At 70.1% G+C, this 17,539-nt stretch carries 15 protein-coding genes; 9 read left to right on the top strand and 6 right to left on the bottom strand.

The features are described 5' to 3' along the window. Positions 1–22: 22 nt before the first annotated feature. The 6 genes from ACZ4SF_RS08405 to ACZ4SF_RS08380 form a co-directional block, all read right to left on the bottom strand. Complete coding sequence (locus ACZ4SF_RS08405; protein WP_468379932.1) at positions 23–1,540, bottom strand: M48 family metalloprotease; 1,518 nt, start codon at positions 1,538–1,540, stop codon at positions 23–25. 45 nt (positions 1,541–1,585) lie between these two features. Then, on the bottom strand, positions 1,586–2,119 hold the full coding sequence (locus ACZ4SF_RS08400; protein ID WP_468379930.1) for a Pycsar system effector family protein: 534 nt from the start codon (positions 2,117–2,119) through the stop codon (positions 1,586–1,588). Continuing rightward, positions 2,116–3,720 (bottom strand): PE-PGRS family protein, encoded by a 1,605-nt coding sequence (locus ACZ4SF_RS08395; RefSeq protein ID WP_468379927.1) that lies wholly within the window; start codon positions 3,718–3,720, stop codon positions 2,116–2,118. The genes ACZ4SF_RS08400 and ACZ4SF_RS08395 overlap by 4 nt, the downstream gene beginning before the upstream one ends. A 28-nt stretch (positions 3,721–3,748) precedes the next feature. Continuing rightward, positions 3,749–5,950: a hypothetical protein gene (locus ACZ4SF_RS08390; protein WP_468379924.1), complete on the bottom strand. Its 2,202-nt coding sequence runs from the start codon at positions 5,948–5,950 to the stop codon at positions 3,749–3,751. After that, the gene (locus ACZ4SF_RS08385) at positions 5,947–6,981 is read right to left on the bottom strand and encodes a hypothetical protein (RefSeq protein ID WP_468379922.1); all 1,035 of its coding nucleotides are present in this window, start codon (positions 6,979–6,981) and stop codon (positions 5,947–5,949) included. The genes ACZ4SF_RS08390 and ACZ4SF_RS08385 overlap by 4 nt, the downstream gene beginning before the upstream one ends. 250 nt (positions 6,982–7,231) lie before the next feature. Continuing rightward, positions 7,232–7,978, bottom strand: coding sequence for a Crp/Fnr family transcriptional regulator (locus tag ACZ4SF_RS08380; RefSeq protein ID WP_468379920.1), 747 nt, complete (start codon positions 7,976–7,978; stop codon positions 7,232–7,234). A gap of 387 nt (positions 7,979–8,365) precedes the next feature. Between ACZ4SF_RS08380 and rpsL the strand changes: the two genes are divergently transcribed. The 9 genes from rpsL to rplC all read left to right on the top strand — a co-directional run bounded on the left by rpsL (position 8,366) and on the right by rplC (position 17,539). Continuing rightward, a complete protein-coding gene (gene rpsL, locus ACZ4SF_RS08375; protein ID WP_003948652.1) occupies positions 8,366–8,737 on the top strand; it encodes a 30S ribosomal protein S12 in 372 nt (123 codons plus the stop codon). A gap of 2 nt (positions 8,738–8,739) precedes the next feature. Then, positions 8,740–9,210: a 30S ribosomal protein S7 gene (gene rpsG / locus ACZ4SF_RS08370; RefSeq protein WP_067240370.1), complete on the top strand. Its 471-nt coding sequence runs from the start codon at positions 8,740–8,742 to the stop codon at positions 9,208–9,210. Between the two features lie 39 nt (positions 9,211–9,249). Next, positions 9,250–11,376 carry an elongation factor G gene (gene fusA, locus ACZ4SF_RS08365; protein WP_468379916.1) on the top strand — a complete coding sequence of 709 codons (2,127 nt, stop codon included), beginning with the start codon at positions 9,250–9,252 and terminating at the stop codon, positions 11,374–11,376. A gap of 170 nt (positions 11,377–11,546) precedes the next feature. After that, positions 11,547–12,740 carry an elongation factor Tu gene (gene tuf / locus ACZ4SF_RS08360; protein WP_468379913.1) on the top strand — a complete coding sequence of 398 codons (1,194 nt, stop codon included), beginning with the start codon at positions 11,547–11,549 and terminating at the stop codon, positions 12,738–12,740. Between the two features lie 200 nt (positions 12,741–12,940). After that, positions 12,941–13,300: a hypothetical protein gene (locus tag ACZ4SF_RS08355; RefSeq protein WP_468379910.1), complete on the top strand. Its 360-nt coding sequence runs from the start codon at positions 12,941–12,943 to the stop codon at positions 13,298–13,300. Positions 13,301–13,314: 14 nt separating this feature from the next. Then, the gene (locus ACZ4SF_RS08350; protein ID WP_468379907.1) at positions 13,315–15,345 is read left to right on the top strand and encodes a hypothetical protein; all 2,031 of its coding nucleotides are present in this window, start codon (positions 13,315–13,317) and stop codon (positions 15,343–15,345) included. Continuing rightward, the gene (locus tag ACZ4SF_RS08345) at positions 15,342–15,875 is read left to right on the top strand and encodes a hypothetical protein (protein ID WP_468379904.1); all 534 of its coding nucleotides are present in this window, start codon (positions 15,342–15,344) and stop codon (positions 15,873–15,875) included. The genes ACZ4SF_RS08350 and ACZ4SF_RS08345 overlap by 4 nt, the downstream gene beginning before the upstream one ends. A gap of 693 nt (positions 15,876–16,568) precedes the next feature. After that, entirely contained in the window at positions 16,569–16,877 is a 309-nt protein-coding gene (gene rpsJ, locus ACZ4SF_RS08340; protein ID WP_003948644.1) for a 30S ribosomal protein S10, read from the top strand. 17 nt (positions 16,878–16,894) lie between these two features. Continuing rightward, a complete protein-coding gene (gene rplC, locus ACZ4SF_RS08335; RefSeq protein WP_279548913.1) occupies positions 16,895–17,539 on the top strand; it encodes a 50S ribosomal protein L3 in 645 nt (214 codons plus the stop codon).

Raw genomic sequence — 17,539 nt, 5'->3', positions numbered from 1 at the left:
GGTCGTGCCTGGGCGGTCCGGGTCAGCGGTGCAGGCCCAGGTACGGCTGCAGGGCGTCCAGGCGGGTCTGGTGGTCCGGATGGCTGGACAGCAGCCGGGCCAGGGCGCCGGGCTCCTCGAACTTCTGGCCCTGCGCGGCCAGTGCCGCCTTCGCCGTGGCCTCCTCGGTCTGGAAGTGATACAGGACCTCGGCCAGCTGACGGGCGAAGCCCAGCTCGGCGGCCTGCTGGTCGGCCCGCAGCTCGCCGCGCCGGCCCGCGTAGGCCAGCAGGTAGGGGGCGAGCACGAGCGGGATCGTGATGTACCAGGCGGCGAGGAACGCGGCGACCGCCACGAGCCCCATGAAGAGGATCAGGAATCCGGTCGCCGCCATGGAGAAGACACTGGCGAGGGCGATCGCGAACCGGGCCAGCCCGCGGGTCACCGCCCAGGCGATCCGGCCGGGCAGCGAGTACCAGTACCCGAGCAGACCGGCCCAGGCGTGCCCGCCCGTGTGATGCCCCAGCTCGTGCGCGAGCACGGCGGCCAGGTTGCTGCTCGGGATCCGGTGGAGGGAGTAGGTGGTGACGCCGACGACATGACCGGCCACCGCCACCGCGTTCAGCTCGTCGCTGTTCTCGACCATCAGCTCGTACGTGCCCCGCTCGATGCCGGCCCGGGCGGTCACCTCGTTCCAGACCGGCTCCAGGCGGGCTCGCTCCTCCGCGGTGGGCTGGCGGAGCTTGAGCACGTACCGGGCGAAGGCCAGCTCGGTCGGCCGGTGGAAGACCAGCAGACCGGAGGCGACCCAGGCCAGCACCACCAGCGTCCCCACGACGCTCCCGAAGACGCCCAGGGCTATGGAGCCGACCAGCGCGAGACTCACCAGCGCCCCCGGCGCCTGCACCGCGAGCCGCCCGATCGCCGTCGCGTCGGCTCCGCGCTGGTGCTCGGCCACGTGCAGGCGGGCGCCGCGGTGGCGGTAGTCGAGGTCGTCGGGGGCCGGGTACGGGATCTGCGCCGTCGCCGGGGCCGACGCGGGTGCGGGCGCATGGGGCGGCGCGGACGCGGGCGCGGGTGCGTATGCGCCTGGTGCGTACGCCGTCTGCGGCGGGGCTGCGGCTGCCTGCGGATACGCGGGTGCGCCGCCGGGATACGCCGGCGGGGGAGCGGACGGGGAAGGTGCCGTCGGATACGTCGGCGCCACAGGCTGGAACGGGGCGCCGGTCGGGTACTGCGGGTCTGCCGTGGGGTACGACGGCTCACCTGCGTACGCCGGTGAGGGAGCGGATGTCGACGGGGTTGTCGGGTACGGCGGTGGGGTGGTGGACGGGGTTGTCGGGTACGGCGGTGGGGTGGTGGACGGGGTTGTCGGGTACGGCGGTGGGGTGGTGGACGGGGCTGTCGGATACGGCGGTGCGGCGGTGGACGGGGCCGTCGGGTACGCGGGCGGCGTCGGGGTTGCGGCTTCCGGGTAGGCGGGCGGCGGCGGGACCGCGGCTTCCGGGTAGGACGGTTCCGGGTACTGGGGCGGTACCGACGGGTCCGGCGGTAAAGACATGAGCGGGGCTCCTTACGAGTACGCGGGCGCGGGAGTACGGGGACGTCAGCCGACGAGCGTGGCGGTGGGCAGCAGCAGGGCACCGACGCAGAAGGCGATCAGGCCGGTACGGATCCACCGGTGCTTGGAGGCGGCGATGCGGCTGTTCTCGGCGAGTGCGGCCAGCAGCGCGGCGGCGGGATCCCGGTCGGTACCGGTGAGCGCCTCGGCCAGCCGTCCTTCCCGCGCGGCCTGGTGGATGTCGCCGAAGTAGCACAGCGGGCGCCCTTCGGCCCACGACCCGGAGCGGTAACGGGGCAGCACGGCGAGCAGCAGCGAGAGCAGCGACAGGGCCAGCGCTGCCGCTCCGGCCCACCACAGCACGGCTCCAGGGGCGGACAGCCGGTCCGGCGACCAGTCCCGCCCGGCTATCAGCCCGGTGAACACACCGGCCGTCATTCCCAGCGCCGCCACCAGGACGGATGCCTTCGTGTCGGCCCGTGCGATCTCGTCGCGCAACTCGCTGAGCAGGCGCTCCGCGGTGTGGTGAGCGGAGCGGACGGCAGGGCCGGGGCGCGCGGTGGTGTCGGCCGAGGTCATGCCGGACCGCCCTCGGACGGCTGCTCCCGCGGTGCGCCGGGCGCGGGAGGCACGGCCGGTGCGGGCCCTTCGGAGGCGAGCGTCAGGGGAGGCGCGGGCAGCGGGGGAGTCGTCGGGGCGACGAGTGCCGTCGGCTCGTACGCCGTCTGCCCGTGGGGCCTCTGCTCGTACGCCGTCTGCCCGTACGGTGTCTGGCCGTAGGCGGTCGGGTCGTGGGGCGGCCGACCGTACGGTGCCTGACCGTCGGACGGCTGACCGTACGGAGCCTGACCGTCGGACGGCTGACCGTACGGAGCCTGACCGTCGGACGGCTGACCGTACGGAGCCTGGCCCGGTACCGCATGGCCGTACGAAGGCGGACCCGGTACCGGCCGGCCGTAGGGAGCCTGTCCCTGCGGCGGCTGGGCGTATGCATGCTGCCCGTTCTCGGGCTGTCCGTGCTCGGGCCCGCGGTGCTCCGGTCGGTCGTGCTCGGGCCTGCCGTACTCGGGTCGGTCGTACGGTCCGGCGGTCCCCTGTGCGGCCGGGGCGTACGGGTCCGGGGCGCCGCCCGGCGGGGCGTACGGTGCCGGTGGCGGGCCCGGAGTGTAGGGCTGGGGCGGGACGTACGGTTGCTGCGGGGGTACGCCCGGCGGCAGGGCCTGGGCTGTCGCCGCCTGCTCGTGCATGAGGTCGTCGACGGACCGCAGGACGGAGCGGGCCGACTCGGCCTTCTGGAAGTCCTCCATGCCGTCCCCGGCGATCAGTTCCAGTTCCTTGCGGATGGCGCCGAGCTGGTCCTTCTGCAGGGTGCCGATGACCATCCGGGTGTCCCTGGGGTGGGCCGCGAGGTGCAGGGCCCAGGCGGCCACGCCACCGTGCTGCAGCCAGTACTGGTAGAAGGCGATCTTCTGCGCCACCAGCTCCTGGGACTGCTGTCCGCGCAGCACCTCCAGCTGGTGTTCGAGCCGGGCCTGGTGCATCCGGTACTCGTGCTCGGGGTCGAGCATCTCCGACTCGTAGCGCAGGGTCCGCTTGCGCCGGCGGTGGGCGATCGCGTCGTCGTCCAGGCGCAGCCGCACCACGCACGTCACGGTCAGTCCGGTGCCCGCGGCGAAGCCGCCCTCCTCCTCGACCGCCCGCTGTACGGCCCGTTCGGCGGCCGGGCTGTCCTCGATGGGGAAGCGCCGGGTGACCGGGCGGGCCGCCTGCTGCAGTTCGCGGGTCAGCCGGGTCGGCACGTCCCGCTCACCGCTCTGCACGAAGGCCTTCGGATCGGCCACCCGCCAGGTGAGATCGGCGGTTGCACCGAAGGAGAACGCGTCGTCGTCGCTGGGCAGTTCGAGTTCCAGACGGACCGGGTGGCTGCCCATGTCCACCTCGTAGACGGAGGTGTAGCGGCGGGTCGCGGCCTCGGTGCGGCTCGGGCGCTGCGGCGGCAGGTAGACGTCGTACGAGCCGCTCGCGGTGACGAACACCAGGGCGTGGTCGATGGCGCCGACCTGTCGGCGGGCGGTGTAGTCGAACCGCGAGATCGGACGCACGGTCAGCACCGGGTCGATCAGCTCGGTGTGCCGGTCGGCGTTCTGCGTCCACTCCGGCGGTCGGCGGAAGTCCGCCATGGCTCAACTCCTTTTGTGCAGGGGGTGTTCAGTGCGCGGCCGACGCCGGATGCAGCACGGCGAGCAGGCGTTCGGCGAGCGGCGGGCGCGGGCCGCCGTCCTCGGCGCGCATGGTGCGCAGTTCGTGATCGAGGCGCTTGCGGTCGTCCGCGGTGACGACCAGTGCGGGCACCAGCAGCTCCAGTGCGGTGGCGGCGTCCGTCCGGCGGGCGGCGACGTGCACCCAGGTCTGCAGGGCCTTCAGCGCGGCCCGGGTGTGGATGTGGTCGTTGAGCGCGGTGCGCCAGAGGGTGGCCATGTCGCGAGCCGCGTCCGGCTGGTACATGCCGGTCTCGGCGTACCAGCCGACGAGGGCGCCCTCCTCGGAGTTGTCGCAGGCACGGGCGAAGGCGGCCAGCGCCAGGCCGCGGACGGCCGGGGTGTCCCGGTACAGCAGCCGTACGAACTCGGCGAGCACCTCCCCGCGGCGCTGGCCGGCGGACAGCAGCAGCGCGGCGGACTCGGTGAGGTTGTCCCGCTCGGCCTGGTTGCTGGCGTCGGCCCGGGCCCGGGAGGCCAGCGCGTCGAGGGCCGCACCGGCCAGGTCGGGACGGAGCGGGGCGAGCAGCCCGAGGGCGCGGATGGCGGTCCAGCGCCGCCCCCACTGCCCGTCGTTGCACCACTGGGTGAGCAGCCGCAGGACGACCGGCGCCCCGAGCAGCTGGGCCAGGGTCAGCGAGTTGGCGGCGGTGACACGGGGGCCGACGGCGCGTGCGGTCGCCCAGCCGTCGACGAGCAGCGCCATCGTCGAGGGCAGATCGGCGGCGGCGAGCAGCGCGGCCGCCGCGGCGGCGCGGGTGCGGACCATGGGGCGGCCGTCACGGGCGAGCTGTCTGAGCCATTCGACCAGTGCGGGGCGGGCCGAGGGATGGCTGGTCCACACCTCGCCGAGCAGCACGCGGGGGGTGCGCTCGTCGCGGAAGGCGGCCATGAACTGCGGTACCGGCCCCCAGTCGGTCTGTTCCTGCCGGACCTCCCCGTCGGCCCGCGCCAGCGCGAGACGGTCCTCGGCGGCCGGTCCGAACACCGGGATGACCGGCGGTCTCTCGGGGTGCTGCAACCGCTCGAAGTGCACGAACAGCTTGTCGGCCAGCTCGGCGGCGAGGACGTAGGGCGCCTGGTCGAAGACGGCGAGTGCGATGAGGAAGGCCTTGTCGCGCAGTCCGGTCCCCGGATCGCCGAGCCAGTCCCGGCACTGCTTCTCCACGGCGGCCTGCCCGAAGTCCGCGAGCCGGGCCAGCGCCTGCGCAGTGCCGTCGTACTCCGCCAGCGCCTCGGCGAACGCGGCGGCCTCGGCCGGATGACGGTCGGCGCCGGCGAGGAAGCCGGCCACGGGCTGCAGCGCGAGCAGGGTGTCGGCCTCACCCGGCCGGTGCCGGGCGAGCAGGGCCCGTACGACGTCCTCGGCGGACGGCGGGCTCCACGCGCACGGTGTCACGCCGGGCAGGTGGGGCGAGTTCTCGACGGTGACGACGAGGTGGCCGCCGGTCTTGACGAGCTGGTCGCGGGCCGCGAAGAGGTGGGTGTCGCGTAACGGCCGGTTGCGGCTGAGCGGGAGGTCCCGCAGGACGTATCCGGCGGGCCGGGTGAGGTGGCCGCTCAGCGCGGCGGGCGGAGTCTCGGGGCTCAGCGCGTGGACGGCGGGCACGCCCAGCCGGTGCACCAGCATCAGCGCGGCGGCGTTGCGGCCGGTGGCGTGGGCACCGGCGAGCACCAGCACGCGCTCCTCGCGCAGCCGTTCCAGCGCGGCGGTGAAGGCGGGACCCTCGGCGAAGACGCCCGCCAGCTCCTCCACGTACGCCCGGGGCACCTCGCCGGAGGCGTCAGGGGCGGTGCCCGGGGTGCCGTGGTGATGGATCTCGGTACGGCCGCCCATGTAGACGTCGCCGCCGACCTGTCCGCCGGACACGCCGTGCTGGGAGCCGCCGACCGCGCTGCCGCCGAAGCGGGCGTCGTCGCCGAGGAAGAACCCCGGGGTGTGCGCGAACAGCTCGCGCTGGGCCGCCCGGGCCTCCTGGGTGCCCTCCGTCTCCGGCTCCAGGTCGCCGTAGGGCAGCGCGTCCTCGTCGGACGCGGGCTGTCCCGGCGGTGCCTGTCCGGAGGGCGCCTGTGCCGGCGGCGGCTGCTTCGGCGGGGCGGCGCCGGGCGGACCGCCCTCGGCGCGGGCCGCGGCCGCGGCGGACGCCGTCACGACTCCTCACCCACCGTTCCGCCCAGGTGCACGTCCCCGGTGACCTGTCCGCCGGACACGCCGTGCTGGTCACCGGCCACGAGGCTGCCGCCGAAGCGGGGCGCACCGCTGCCGAAGTGGAACACGACCCCGGCGCCGGGCGCGGACGCCCCCTGCGCCGGCGCCTGCTCGCCTCGCGGCGACGCCACCTCACGGCCCTGCCCGTCCTGCGCGGGCGCCTGCGGCGCGGAGGCCGCCTGGGCCTGTGCTCCTGACGTCGGCGCCCCCGACGACGCTGCTCCTGATGCCGGCGCTCCCGACAGTGCTGTCTTTGCGGTCGGCGCTCCCGACGGTGCTGTCTCTGCGGTCGGCGCCTCCGACGGTGCTGTTGCGGTCGGTGCCCCCGGTGCCGGGACGTCCCCCGACGTGCCCGGCACCGGGGGTTCCCCCGCCCCCGTGTCACCGTGGTTCGTGGTGCCGTGCGGCACCGGACCGTGGAGCCAGGCGCGCAGCGGCCCGTTCTTGCTGGTCAGGGTGACCTCGTGGAAGTCGGCGGCGCGGATGCCGTGGTGGTCGTGGCGTACGACCCCCGTGTGCACGCCCTCGGACACGCACAGGGCGAATCCGTCGGCCCGTTCCCGCAGGGCGGCGCGCAGGAGCGGGGCGTCGAGCAGCCGGCAGGCGTGGTTCAGGTCGGAGCCGACCCAGCCGCCGTGTTCGTCGACGGCGACGTACCCGGTGGCGACCACGCCCCGCAGCCGGATCTGGGCGGAACTCGACGCGAGCCGGTTGTATCCGTGCAGCTCGGCCGGCACCTCGGTGAGCAGGGCCCGCAGCAGCGCGGGCACGGAGGCGTTGGCGTCGATCAGTTCCATGACGCTGTCGCCCCGGTCGGCCCGCAGCCGCACGGTCTCGTCGATGCCGGCGCGTTCCAGGGCCCGGTCGGCGATGTTGTACAGAACGCGCCGCAGATACGTCTGCTCGACATCGTCCCGGTCGCTGTACCTCTCGATGTCGAGCAGGAGCATCGTCCGGCTCACGGGTTCGTTCATGATCACCTTTCGGTGGTTGCCGCTGGGTGGTTGCCGCTGGGTGGCTGCCGTTCGCGCTGCCGTTCGGGGTCGCCGTTCCCGACTCGGCCGCGCCGCCGTCAGAAGGGTGGCGCGGGGGACCGGAGGGACGTGAGGACGGATGACCCGCTCGGACTGTGACCGTGTGCACAGAAGGCCCCTCGGCCCACGGCAGGCGCCCGGAGGCACAGGAGGCCGGGGCCGGCCCGCACGGCATCCCGGTCCTGCCGGCTCACTCGCAGCCCTCCGCCCGCGCGATCCTGCGCAGTACGTCCGGCCGTACGATCACCAGCGCCCTGCGGCCGGTGCGGACCACGTCCCGCTCGCGCAGGTCCTTCAGCAGCCGTTGCACCGCCTCCCGCGAGGCGCCCACGGAGCCGGCCAGCTCCTGTTTGCTCAGCGGCACGGACAGCTCGACTCCTGCCGCGGTGCGGTGGCCGTGGGTGCGGGCGAGGTCGAGCAGCAGGGTCGCGAACCGTTCCCGGACGGTCAGGGAGGCGAACTCCAGGCGGCGCCGGTCGGCGGCGCGGGTGCGGTCCGAGGTGAGGCCGAGCAGGGCGAAGGAGACGGCGGGGGACTCCGCCAGGAAGCCGGTGAAGCGCTCGTTCTGGACGGCCACGGCCCGGACCTCCTCCAGCGCGGTCACGGTGGCCGACCGGGTCCGGCCGGTCAGCGCGGCGGACTCGCCGATGATGTCGCCGGGCCCGCGCAGGGCCAGCAGTGCCTCGTAGCCGTTGGCGGCCGCGGCCGTGACCTTGGTCCAGCCCTCGACGACGAACAGCACGTGCGAGGAGGGCTCCCGCTGGCGCAGGAGCACGTCACGGGGCGCGAAGTCCAGCTCGTGCCCCAGCCCGAGCAGCGCGGCCCGGTCCGCCTTCTCCAGCCGGGCCAGGAACGGCACCCGGTCGTCGAGCCCGTCGTCCCCCGGTGCCTCGTCGGGCCTGCGCCGCGGTAACGCGTGCGGTATGTCCCCCGTCATCGAACCTCGTCCCCCAAGCGAGCAGCGATCGCTCAACGTACAGAAGCGTCGGGCCGCGCGATGACGGAACGGCCGGGATTCATGCGTAAGCGGCTCGAAGCCGGGGCAGGGAACCAGGACAAGTCCGGCGTGTCGGTGCGCGCGGGGTGCGAGCTTCATTTGTTTTGACCGAAGTCCGTGCGGTAGGTACGCTCAGACCTTGTGCCTGGGGTGTGCCCTGGCTCCTGTGCGTGCCTGCAAACCGCATGGCGAGCCACCAGCGGCCACCGTAATCTGCGCCCTTTTCGCCTCGCGGCGAAAGCTCGGCGGATTCGACACACCCGACCGCGTGGGTCGGCGACGTTCCAGGTTAGCTGTACTGATCGGCACACAGAAACCGGAGAAGTAGTGCCTACGATCCAGCAGCTGGTCCGTAAGGGCCGGCAGGACAAGGTCGAGAAGAACAAGACGCCCGCACTCGAGGGTTCCCCTCAGCGCCGTGGCGTCTGCACGCGTGTGTTCACGACCACCCCGAAGAAGCCGAACTCGGCCCTGCGTAAGGTCGCGCGTGTGCGTCTGACCAGCGGCATCGAGGTCACCGCTTACATTCCGGGTGAGGGACACAACCTGCAGGAGCACTCCATCGTGCTCGTGCGCGGCGGCCGTGTGAAGGACCTGCCGGGTGTTCGCTACAAGATCATCCGTGGCTCCCTCGACACCCAGGGTGTCAAGAACCGCAAGCAGGCCCGTTCCCGCTACGGCGCCAAGAAGGAGAAGTAAGAATGCCTCGTAAGGGCCCCGCCCCGAAGCGCCCGGTCATCATCGACCCGGTCTACGGTTCTCCTCTGGTCACGTCGCTCATCAACAAGGTGCTGCTGAACGGCAAGCGCTCCACCGCCGAGCGCATCGTCTACGGCGCCATGGAGGGCCTGCGCGAGAAGACCGGCAACGACCCGGTCATCACGCTCAAGCGCGCTCTCGAGAACATCAAGCCGACCATCGAGGTCAAGTCCCGCCGTGTCGGTGGCGCCACCTACCAGGTCCCGATCGAGGTCAAGCCCGGTCGTGCCAACACCCTGGCGCTGCGCTGGCTCGTCGGTTACTCCCGCGCCCGCCGCGAGAAGACCATGACCGAGCGTCTGCTGAACGAGCTCCTCGACGCCAGCAACGGCCTGGGCGCCGCTGTGAAGAAGCGCGAGGACACCCACAAGATGGCCGAGTCCAACAAGGCCTTCGCGCACTACCGCTGGTAGTCGCTACCCACATCGAGACCGAGAGAAGACTGAAGCCTTATGGCTACCACTTCACTTGACCTGGCCAAGGTGCGCAACATCGGCATCATGGCCCACATCGACGCGGGCAAGACGACCACCACCGAGCGGATCCTGTTCTACACCGGTGTGTCGTACAAGATCGGTGAGGTCCACGACGGCGCTGCCACCATGGACTGGATGGAGCAGGAGCAGGAGCGTGGCATCACGATCACCTCTGCTGCCACCACCTGTCACTGGCCGCTGGAGAACGTCGACCACACCATCAACATCATCGACACCCCGGGTCACGTCGACTTCACCGTCGAGGTGGAGCGCTCCCTGCGCGTGCTCGACGGTGCCGTGACGGTGTTCGACGGCGTCGCCGGCGTTGAGCCGCAGTCCGAGACGGTGTGGCGTCAGGCGGACCGCTACGGCGTGCCGCGTATCTGCTTCGTCAACAAGCTCGACCGGACCGGTGCCGAGTTCCACCGCTGCGTCGACATGATCTCTGACCGCCTGGGCGCTCAGCCGATCGTCATGCAGCTCCCGATCGGTGCCGAGGCCGACTTCAAGGGCGTCGTGGACCTGGTCCGCATGAAGGCGCTCGTGTGGTCCGCCGAGGCCACCAAGGGCGAGATGTACGACGTCGTCGACATCCCGGACACGCACACCGAGGCTGCCGAGGAGTACCGCGGCAAGCTGCTCGAGGCCGTGGCCGAGAACGACGAAGAGATCATGGAGCTGTACCTGGAGGGCGAGGAGCCTTCCGAGGAGCAGCTGTACGCCGCGATCCGTCGTATCACCATCGCGTCCGGCAAGGGCACCGGCACCACCGTCACTCCGGTGTTCTGCGGTACCGCGTTCAAGAACAAGGGTGTCCAGCCCCTGCTCGACGCGGTCGTCCGCTACCTGCCGTCCCCGGTCGACATCGAGGCCATCGAGGGCCACGACGTCAAGGACCCCGAGGTCGTCGTCAAGCGCAAGCCGTCCGACGAGGAGCCCCTCTCGGCGCTGGCGTTCAAGATCATGAGCGACCCGCACCTCGGCAAGCTCACCTTCGTCCGGGTCTACTCGGGCCGCCTGGAGTCCGGCTCTTCGGTGCTGAACTCCGTCAAGGGCAAGAAGGAGCGCATCGGCAAGATCTACCGTATGCACGCCAACAAGCGTGAGGAGATCGAGTCGGTGGGCGCCGGCGACATCGTCGCCGTCATGGGCCTGAAGCAGACCACCACCGGTGAGACGCTGGCCGACGACAAGAACCCGGTCATCCTGGAGTCCATGGACTTCCCGGCGCCGGTCATCCAGGTCGCCATCGAGCCCAAGTCGAAGGGCGACCAGGAGAAGCTCGGCGTCGCGATCCAGCGCCTGGCCGAGGAGGACCCGTCCTTCCAGGTCCACTCGGACGAGGAGACCGGCCAGACCATCATCGGCGGCATGGGCGAGCTGCACCTCGAGGTGCTGGTCGACCGTATGCGCCGTGAGTTCAAGGTCGAGGCCAACGTCGGCAAGCCGCAGGTGGCCTACCGCGAGACGATCCGCAAGGCCGTCGAGCGCGTCGACTACACCCACAAGAAGCAGACCGGTGGTACCGGTCAGTTCGCGAAGGTGCAGATCGGCATCGAGCCGCTCGAGGGTGGCGACACCTCGTACGAGTTCGTGAACAAGGTGACCGGTGGCCGTATCCCGAAGGAGTACATCCCTTCGGTCGACGCCGGTGCGCAGGAGGCCATGCAGTTCGGCATCCTCGCCGGTTACGAGATGACCGGTGTCCGCGTGATCCTGCACGACGGCGCCTACCACGAGGTCGACTCCTCCGAGCTCGCCTTCAAGATCGCCGGTTCGCAGGCCTTCAAGGAGGCCGCGCGCAAGGCCAGCCCCGTGCTGCTCGAGCCGATGATGGCCGTCGAGGTCACCACGCCCGAGGACTACATGGGTGATGTCATCGGCGACATCAACTCCCGCCGTGGCCAGATCCAGGCCATGGAGGAGCGGGCCGGTGCCCGCGTCGTGAAGGGCCTCGTGCCCCTCTCGGAGATGTTCGGTTACGTCGGCGACCTGCGTAGCAAGACGTCCGGCCGCGCCAGCTACTCCATGCAGTTCGACTCCTACGCCGAGGTTCCGCGGAACGTCGCCGAGGAGATCATCGCGAAGGCCAAGGGCGAGTAACGCACCGCGTTTAACGCACCGCGATTCAACGCCTTAGGCTTGACTCCGGAGCCTCGTGGGGCAAACACCCGCAAACACGGATGTTTGCCCCCGGTTCCGGGCTTTAACAGCAAAGATCACCTGGCGCCGATGAAGTAAGGCGTACAGAACCACTCCACAGGAGGACCCCAGTGGCGAAGGCGAAGTTCGAGCGGACTAAGCCGCACGTCAACATCGGCACCATCGGTCACATCGACCACGGTAAGACGACCCTCACGGCCGCCATTACCAAGGTGCTGCACGACGCGTACCCGGACCTGAACGAGGCCACCCCGTTCGACAACATCGACAAGGCTCCTGAGGAGCGTCAGCGCGGTATCACCATCTCCATCGCGCACGTCGAGTACCAGACCGAGGCGCGTCACTACGCCCACGTCGACTGCCCGGGTCACGCGGACTACATCAAGAACATGATCACCGGTGCCGCCCAGATGGACGGCGCGATCCTGGTGGTCGCCGCGACCGACGGCCCGATGCCGCAGACCAAGGAGCACGTGCTCCTGGCCCGCCAGGTCGGCGTTCCGTACATCGTCGTCGCCCTGAACAAGGCCGACATGGTGGACGACGAGGAGATCCTGGAGCTCGTCGAGCTCGAGGTCCGTGAGCTCCTCTCCGAGTACGAGTTCCCGGGCGACGACGTTCCGGTCGTCAAGGTCTCCGCCCTGAAGGCCCTCGAGGGCGAGAAGGAGTGGGTGGACTCCGTCCTCAGCCTGATGAACGCTGTCGACGAGGCCATCCCGCAGCCGGAGCGCGAGGTCGACAAGCCGTTCCTGATGCCGATCGAGGACGTCTTCACGATCACCGGTCGTGGCACCGTCGTCACCGGTCGTATCGAGCGTGGTCTGCTCAAGGTGAACGAAGAAGTCGAGATCATCGGCATCAAGGAAGAGAAGACCAAGACCACGGTTACGGGCATCGAGATGTTCCGTAAGCTGCTGGACGAGGGTCAGGCCGGTGAGAACGTCGGTCTGCTTCTCCGCGGTATCAAGCGCGAGGACGTCGAGCGCGGCCAGGTCATCATCAAGCCGAACACGGTGACCCCGCACACCGACTTCGAGGCTCAGGCCTACATCCTGTCCAAGGACGAGGGTGGCCGCCACACGCCGTTCTTCAACAACTACCGTCCGCAGTTCTACTTCCGTACCACGGACGTGACCGGCGTCGTGACCCTCCCCGAGGGCACCGAGATGGTCATGCCGGGCGACAACACCGAGATGACCGTTGCGCTCATCCAGCCCGTCGCCATGGAAGAGGGCCTGAAGTTCGCCATCCGTGAGGGTGGCCGCACCGTGGGCGCCGGCCAGGTCACCAAGATCGTCAAGTAAGTTCCGCTTGCTTGAAGGTCACCACCTGACCTGAGAGGAGGCCCGTACGACTTCGGTCGTACGGGCCTCTTCCGCATTTCCGGGGGTTCCCCTCCCCGGAAGATCGCGGCGTCAACGCGACGACGACGAACACACCGTGACGTAGATCGGCGTAGACCGGTTGAGGTTCTGTCGGTGGTTGCGGCGGTCGAGGAGCGGTGATGGACGGCATGTCGGGCGGCCACGGGCCGAAAAATCTGGTGTCCGCCCCGGCCCGCAAGCGAGCGGCGGCCCGGGCACTGGAGGACCACATCGAACCGGGCACACGCACGGCCGGCGAGTGGGCCGACGACGAGACCGCCGCGGCGGTGAAGGCGCTCGGCGCGCGGGACGGGGACGGCTGGGCGGCCGCCGGGGCGTTGCGCACGGCCCACGACACCTGGTCCGGCCAGGTGAAGACCCTCCTGGACCGGCTGGGTGGCGAGAAGGACGCGCTGCGGGCCACGAACATGGTCCTGACCGGCGCGGACCTCGGTACCGGCGCCGCCCTGCGGAAGCTGTCCGCCCTGGACCGGTACTGAGGGGCCGGCCGGACATGCCGACGTATCACGAGATCATGGCCGCCGACCTCGGCACGCTCACCACCGCGGCGGACCGCTGGGACGGCATGGCGGAAAAGTTCGCCAGGCAGCAGAAGACGTACCGGCGGGATGTCCACGACGTGTCGGCGGCCCCCGTGGCCTGGGCGGGCATGAGCGCGGAGGCCGCGCACGGGCGCTTCGCGGTCACGCTGCAGGAGTTCGGCTCCGCACAGACGGAGGCGAAAGCGATCGCCTCCCTGCTGCGGGACGCACACGCCCAGTTCGTGGAACTGAGGGGCCGGCTGAAGGCGGTGCGCCGGGAGGCACTGGCGGCGGACATGCGGGTGTCCGACCGTGGTGTGGTGTCGGCGGAGGAGGGCGCCGACGAGAGGGCCGTACAGGGCTGGCAGGACCGGATCGACAAGGCGGTCCGGGACGTCACGGACGCGGACGAGGGCGTCAGAACCGCGCTGGCCGCGGTGGTCGTCGACGCCGACCCGTTGGCCGGAGGGCGAGGCTTCAACGGCAGGGCGGTGGGGGACGTCGAGACGTACGAGGCGCTGGCCGCGGAGAAGACCCTGGAGAGGCTGAGCCGGGGCGGACACCTGTCGGGGAAGGAACTCGCGGAACTGGAGCGGGCGTTCCGCGACAACGCCGACGACGAGGTGTTCTCCCGCACCCTCCTGGACGACCTGGGCCCGGAGGGCACCCTGGCACTCACCAACCGGCTGAACGACCTCCTCCACGTGCGGGGCGGGCAGAGCGGGCCGGTCCTGCGGTCGTACTCGGTGATCGAGTCCGGCCTCGCGGACACGCTGGCCACGGCGACCCGGGACACGGACTCGGACTGGTACCGGCAGTGGCGGGCGGACATGCGGGACGCCGGCGTCGAGCGGTACGCCACGGACGCGCAGGGGGCACGGCTGGGCCAGGCGGTGGGCTACCAGTCACTGGTCACCCTGATGCGGGCCGGACACGGATACGCGCCCGCGATGCTGGAGGATCTGACCGACGACATGATCGCGGCGGAGAAGCGGCAGCCGGGGATCTGGCAGCTGAAGGGCGAGTACGCCGGCCGGCACGACGGCTGGTTCGCCAACGACCCGGTGGACGGAGCGCTGGGTCTCATGAGCCGGGACCCCGGGACGGCGGCGCACTATCTCTCCTCGGATGCGCACATGCGGTACCTGATGAGGGAGAGGGACTGGAACGTCAGCCTCCATGAGCAGGACGTGCCGAAGGCGGCCAGATACACGGCGGGGCCCGACGCGGACGACCGGGCGGGGTTCGGGGCGGCGCTCCAGGCGGCGGCGACCGGGATCGACCCTTCGGACAAGCACGCGCACTACGTTGCGCACGGCACTCGGAACAACGCGGTCCTCCGGTCGGCCCTGCGGCACCTGGCGGAACAGGGCGACGATTTCCCGCCGTCGCTCCGTCGGCCGATGGCCAACGTGCTCGTCAATCACGGCGCCACGGTCCACGCGTCCATGAGCGAGATCGACATCGCACACTCCCCGCTGAAACAGGACCAGCTCTTCGAGGTGGCCAAGCAGATCTCCAAGGACAAGGAGGCGTACGGCACCCTGAACGGGGGGCTGAACCAGGCAATGGTCTCGTCGATCCACGGCGACCACTCCCACTCGAACGAGTCCCTGCTCCGCGCGGGCCGCACGGTCGGCTTCCTGGAGGAGGCCCGAGTCCAGGCACAGGGCGACCCGAAAACAGCCGAATTCGAGGCCAAGCCCCTCTTCGACAAGGCGATCAGCTTGATTCCGGTGGCGGGTGAAGACGTCCAGGAGGGGTTCGATTACGTCACGGAGCAGTGGTTGGAGGATGAGCAGAAGAGGTTGGATGACAAGCGGGCCGACGAAAACTTCCAGGCTTATGCCAGGAGGAACGGCCAGCTGATGGCCCTTGCCGGCGAGTGGCGGAAGACGCATACCGTGAGGGACTCCGTGTATTTCGACCCGAAGGGCGAGATCAGTGAGTCTGCGGGTGCCGGAATCGATCATGCCCGTGGCGTATCCGGAGAGCAGTCGTGACGAAGAAGAGCCGCCTCATGGTTCTACTGGGCCTGACAGCGCTGGCGCAGTGCTTGCTGGTCTCCTGTACCAAGGAGCAGGAGGTCCCGGAGAAGATCTGCGGCACGTCCATCACTCGTAGGCTTACCGCTCCGCTCGTGACGCCCGTGGAAGACCTGCATGAGTTCAATCGGGTCGATCGGGCTGCGGCCGTCACTGCTCCGTGCATGCTCCTGTCAGGCAATCGCGCGGTGCTCGGGTTTCGGTTCTCATGGGACGAAAACCCGACGGACCTCACGTACTTGGCCACGAACACCGGCACGGTGTCGCACGTCACCGATCCGCACCCTGTGGAGTTCCGCTACAAGACCCTCGTCGGCAGCGATGGCGCCATCTCACAGGCCCCATGCAAAACCAAACGCGGAAACTACTTCACCCTCACCCTCCAGCTCCCCCGGATCAGCCTCGCTGATCAGTCTCACCGCAAGGACATCGAGAAGTTCATGCGGGTCTACTTTCCCGCCACCGTCAGAACCCTGGGGTGTTCCTGAGGCTGCAACGCGGAGCTGTGTCGCCGTGGGGATGGTGTGCGCGTCGGTGTGAGGTGAGGACGCGTGCTCCTTCAACCGCATGGCGACGATCTGTGGACGGCGTGTCTCCGAAGCCGACCCTCAAGCGCTCCGCGTCGGCGCCGCTCGGCCCGTGTCTCGCCGACGATCACAGCCGCCTGCACCCGCTCGCCGGGCGCCGTGACCACCCCGGATGCCGCTTCGGCGTGGCGGCGGCCCCGTGCCCGCCGGTGAGCGGAGCCGTCCGCGCCGCGGTTTGACCTACGTCACCTTCGGGGTAATCTCTTCGGCTCGATTGGCGGAGGCCCTGCCCCATATGGCAGACTGTCGGAGTTGCTCGGTCGAGTGTTGATGCTGCGCGCCTCCCGCCGGGAGGACCGGAAGCGAGTCCCACAGTACTCGTCGTCCTAACTGCCCACGGGCAGCACTGGGGCGGACGTACGGGAATCTTCCGGGAAGTGTGAGCGCGGCACCGGCCAGGCGCCCGGTGGGCCTTCCGCCCCCGGCTTGCGGTTCCGGAAGGGCCGTGTGCATTCCCCGCAGGGATGTTCGAACAAGGGACATCCGTGTCAGCGGGAGCGCGACACGCCCGACCGCGTGGGTCGGAGGAACGAAGGCAGCAGAAGGAATCCGCCGGGTTCCGGAGCGTAAGAGAGACAGGACTACTGAGTAGCCATGGCGGGACAGAAGATCCGCATCCGGCTCAAGGCCTACGACCACGAGGTCATCGACTCCTCGGCGAAGAAGATCGTCGAGACGGTGACCCGCACTGGTGCGTCGGTCGCGGGCCCGGTGCCGCTGCCCACTGAGAAGAACGTGTACTGCGTCATCAAGTCGCCGCACAAGTACAAGGACTCGCGCGAGCACTTCGAGATGCGCACGCACAAGCGCCTGATCGACATTCTCGACCCCACCCCCAAGACCGTTGACTCTCTGATGCGACTCGACCTCCCGGCCGGTGTCGACATCGAGATCAAGCTCTGAGGGTCGGTGAGCTGAGAATGGCTAAGCAGATCAAGGGCATCCTGGGCGAGAAGCTCGGCATGACGCAGGTGTGGGACGAGAACAACCGCGTTGTTCCGGTCACCGTCGTCAAGGCCGGCCCCAACGTCGTCACCCAGGTTCGTACGAACGATGTCGACGGCTACGAGTCGGTCCAGATCGCCTTCGGCGAGATCGACCCGCGCAAGGTGAACAAGCCCCTCAAGGGCCACTTCGCCAAGGCCGACGTCACCCCGCGCCGCCACCTCGTCGAGATCCGTACCGCTGACGCCAGCGAGTACACCCTCGGCCAGGAGATCACCGCCGAGGTGTTCGAGGCCGGCATCAAGGTCGACGTCACCGGCAAGAGCAAGGGCAAGGGCTTCGCCGGTGTCATGAAGCGCCACAACTTCCGTGGCCTCGGCGCCGGACACGGCACCCAGCGCAAGCACCGCTCGCCCGGTTCCATCGGTGGCTGCGCCACCCCGGGCCGCGTGTTCAAGGGCCTCCGCATGGCGGGTCGCATGGGCAACGAGCGGGTCACCACCCAGAACCTGACCGTCCACGCCGTTGACGCGGAGAAGGGTCTGCTGCTCATCAAGGGCGCGGTTCCCGGTCCGAACGGCGGCCTCGTCCTGGTCCGCACCGCGGCCAAGGGGGCCTGA

The sequence above is a fragment of the Streptomyces sp. NPDC027663 genome (genome assembly GCF_055566415.1).
This window is presented reverse-complemented; position numbering and strand designations above follow the sequence as displayed.

Coding starts and splice junctions, on each gene's coding strand:
- ACZ4SF_RS08405 (WP_468379932.1), bottom strand. CDS start 1,540: ATGTCTTTACCGCCGGACCCGTCGGTACCGCCCCAGTACCCGGAACCG.
- ACZ4SF_RS08400 (WP_468379930.1), bottom strand. CDS start 2,119: ATGACCTCGGCCGACACCACCGCGCGCCCCGGCCCTGCCGTCCGCTCC.
- ACZ4SF_RS08395 (WP_468379927.1), bottom strand. CDS start 3,720: ATGGCGGACTTCCGCCGACCGCCGGAGTGGACGCAGAACGCCGACCGG.
- ACZ4SF_RS08385 (WP_468379922.1), bottom strand. CDS start 6,981: ATGAACGAACCCGTGAGCCGGACGATGCTCCTGCTCGACATCGAGAGG.
- ACZ4SF_RS08380 (WP_468379920.1), bottom strand. CDS start 7,978: ATGACGGGGGACATACCGCACGCGTTACCGCGGCGCAGGCCCGACGAG.
- rpsG (WP_067240370.1), top strand. CDS start 8,740: ATGCCTCGTAAGGGCCCCGCCCCGAAGCGCCCGGTCATCATCGACCCG.
- fusA (WP_468379916.1), top strand. CDS start 9,250: ATGGCTACCACTTCACTTGACCTGGCCAAGGTGCGCAACATCGGCATC.
- ACZ4SF_RS08355 (WP_468379910.1), top strand. CDS start 12,941: ATGGACGGCATGTCGGGCGGCCACGGGCCGAAAAATCTGGTGTCCGCC.
- ACZ4SF_RS08350 (WP_468379907.1), top strand. CDS start 13,315: ATGCCGACGTATCACGAGATCATGGCCGCCGACCTCGGCACGCTCACC.
- rpsJ (WP_003948644.1), top strand. CDS start 16,569: ATGGCGGGACAGAAGATCCGCATCCGGCTCAAGGCCTACGACCACGAG.
- rplC (WP_279548913.1), top strand. CDS start 16,895: ATGGCTAAGCAGATCAAGGGCATCCTGGGCGAGAAGCTCGGCATGACG.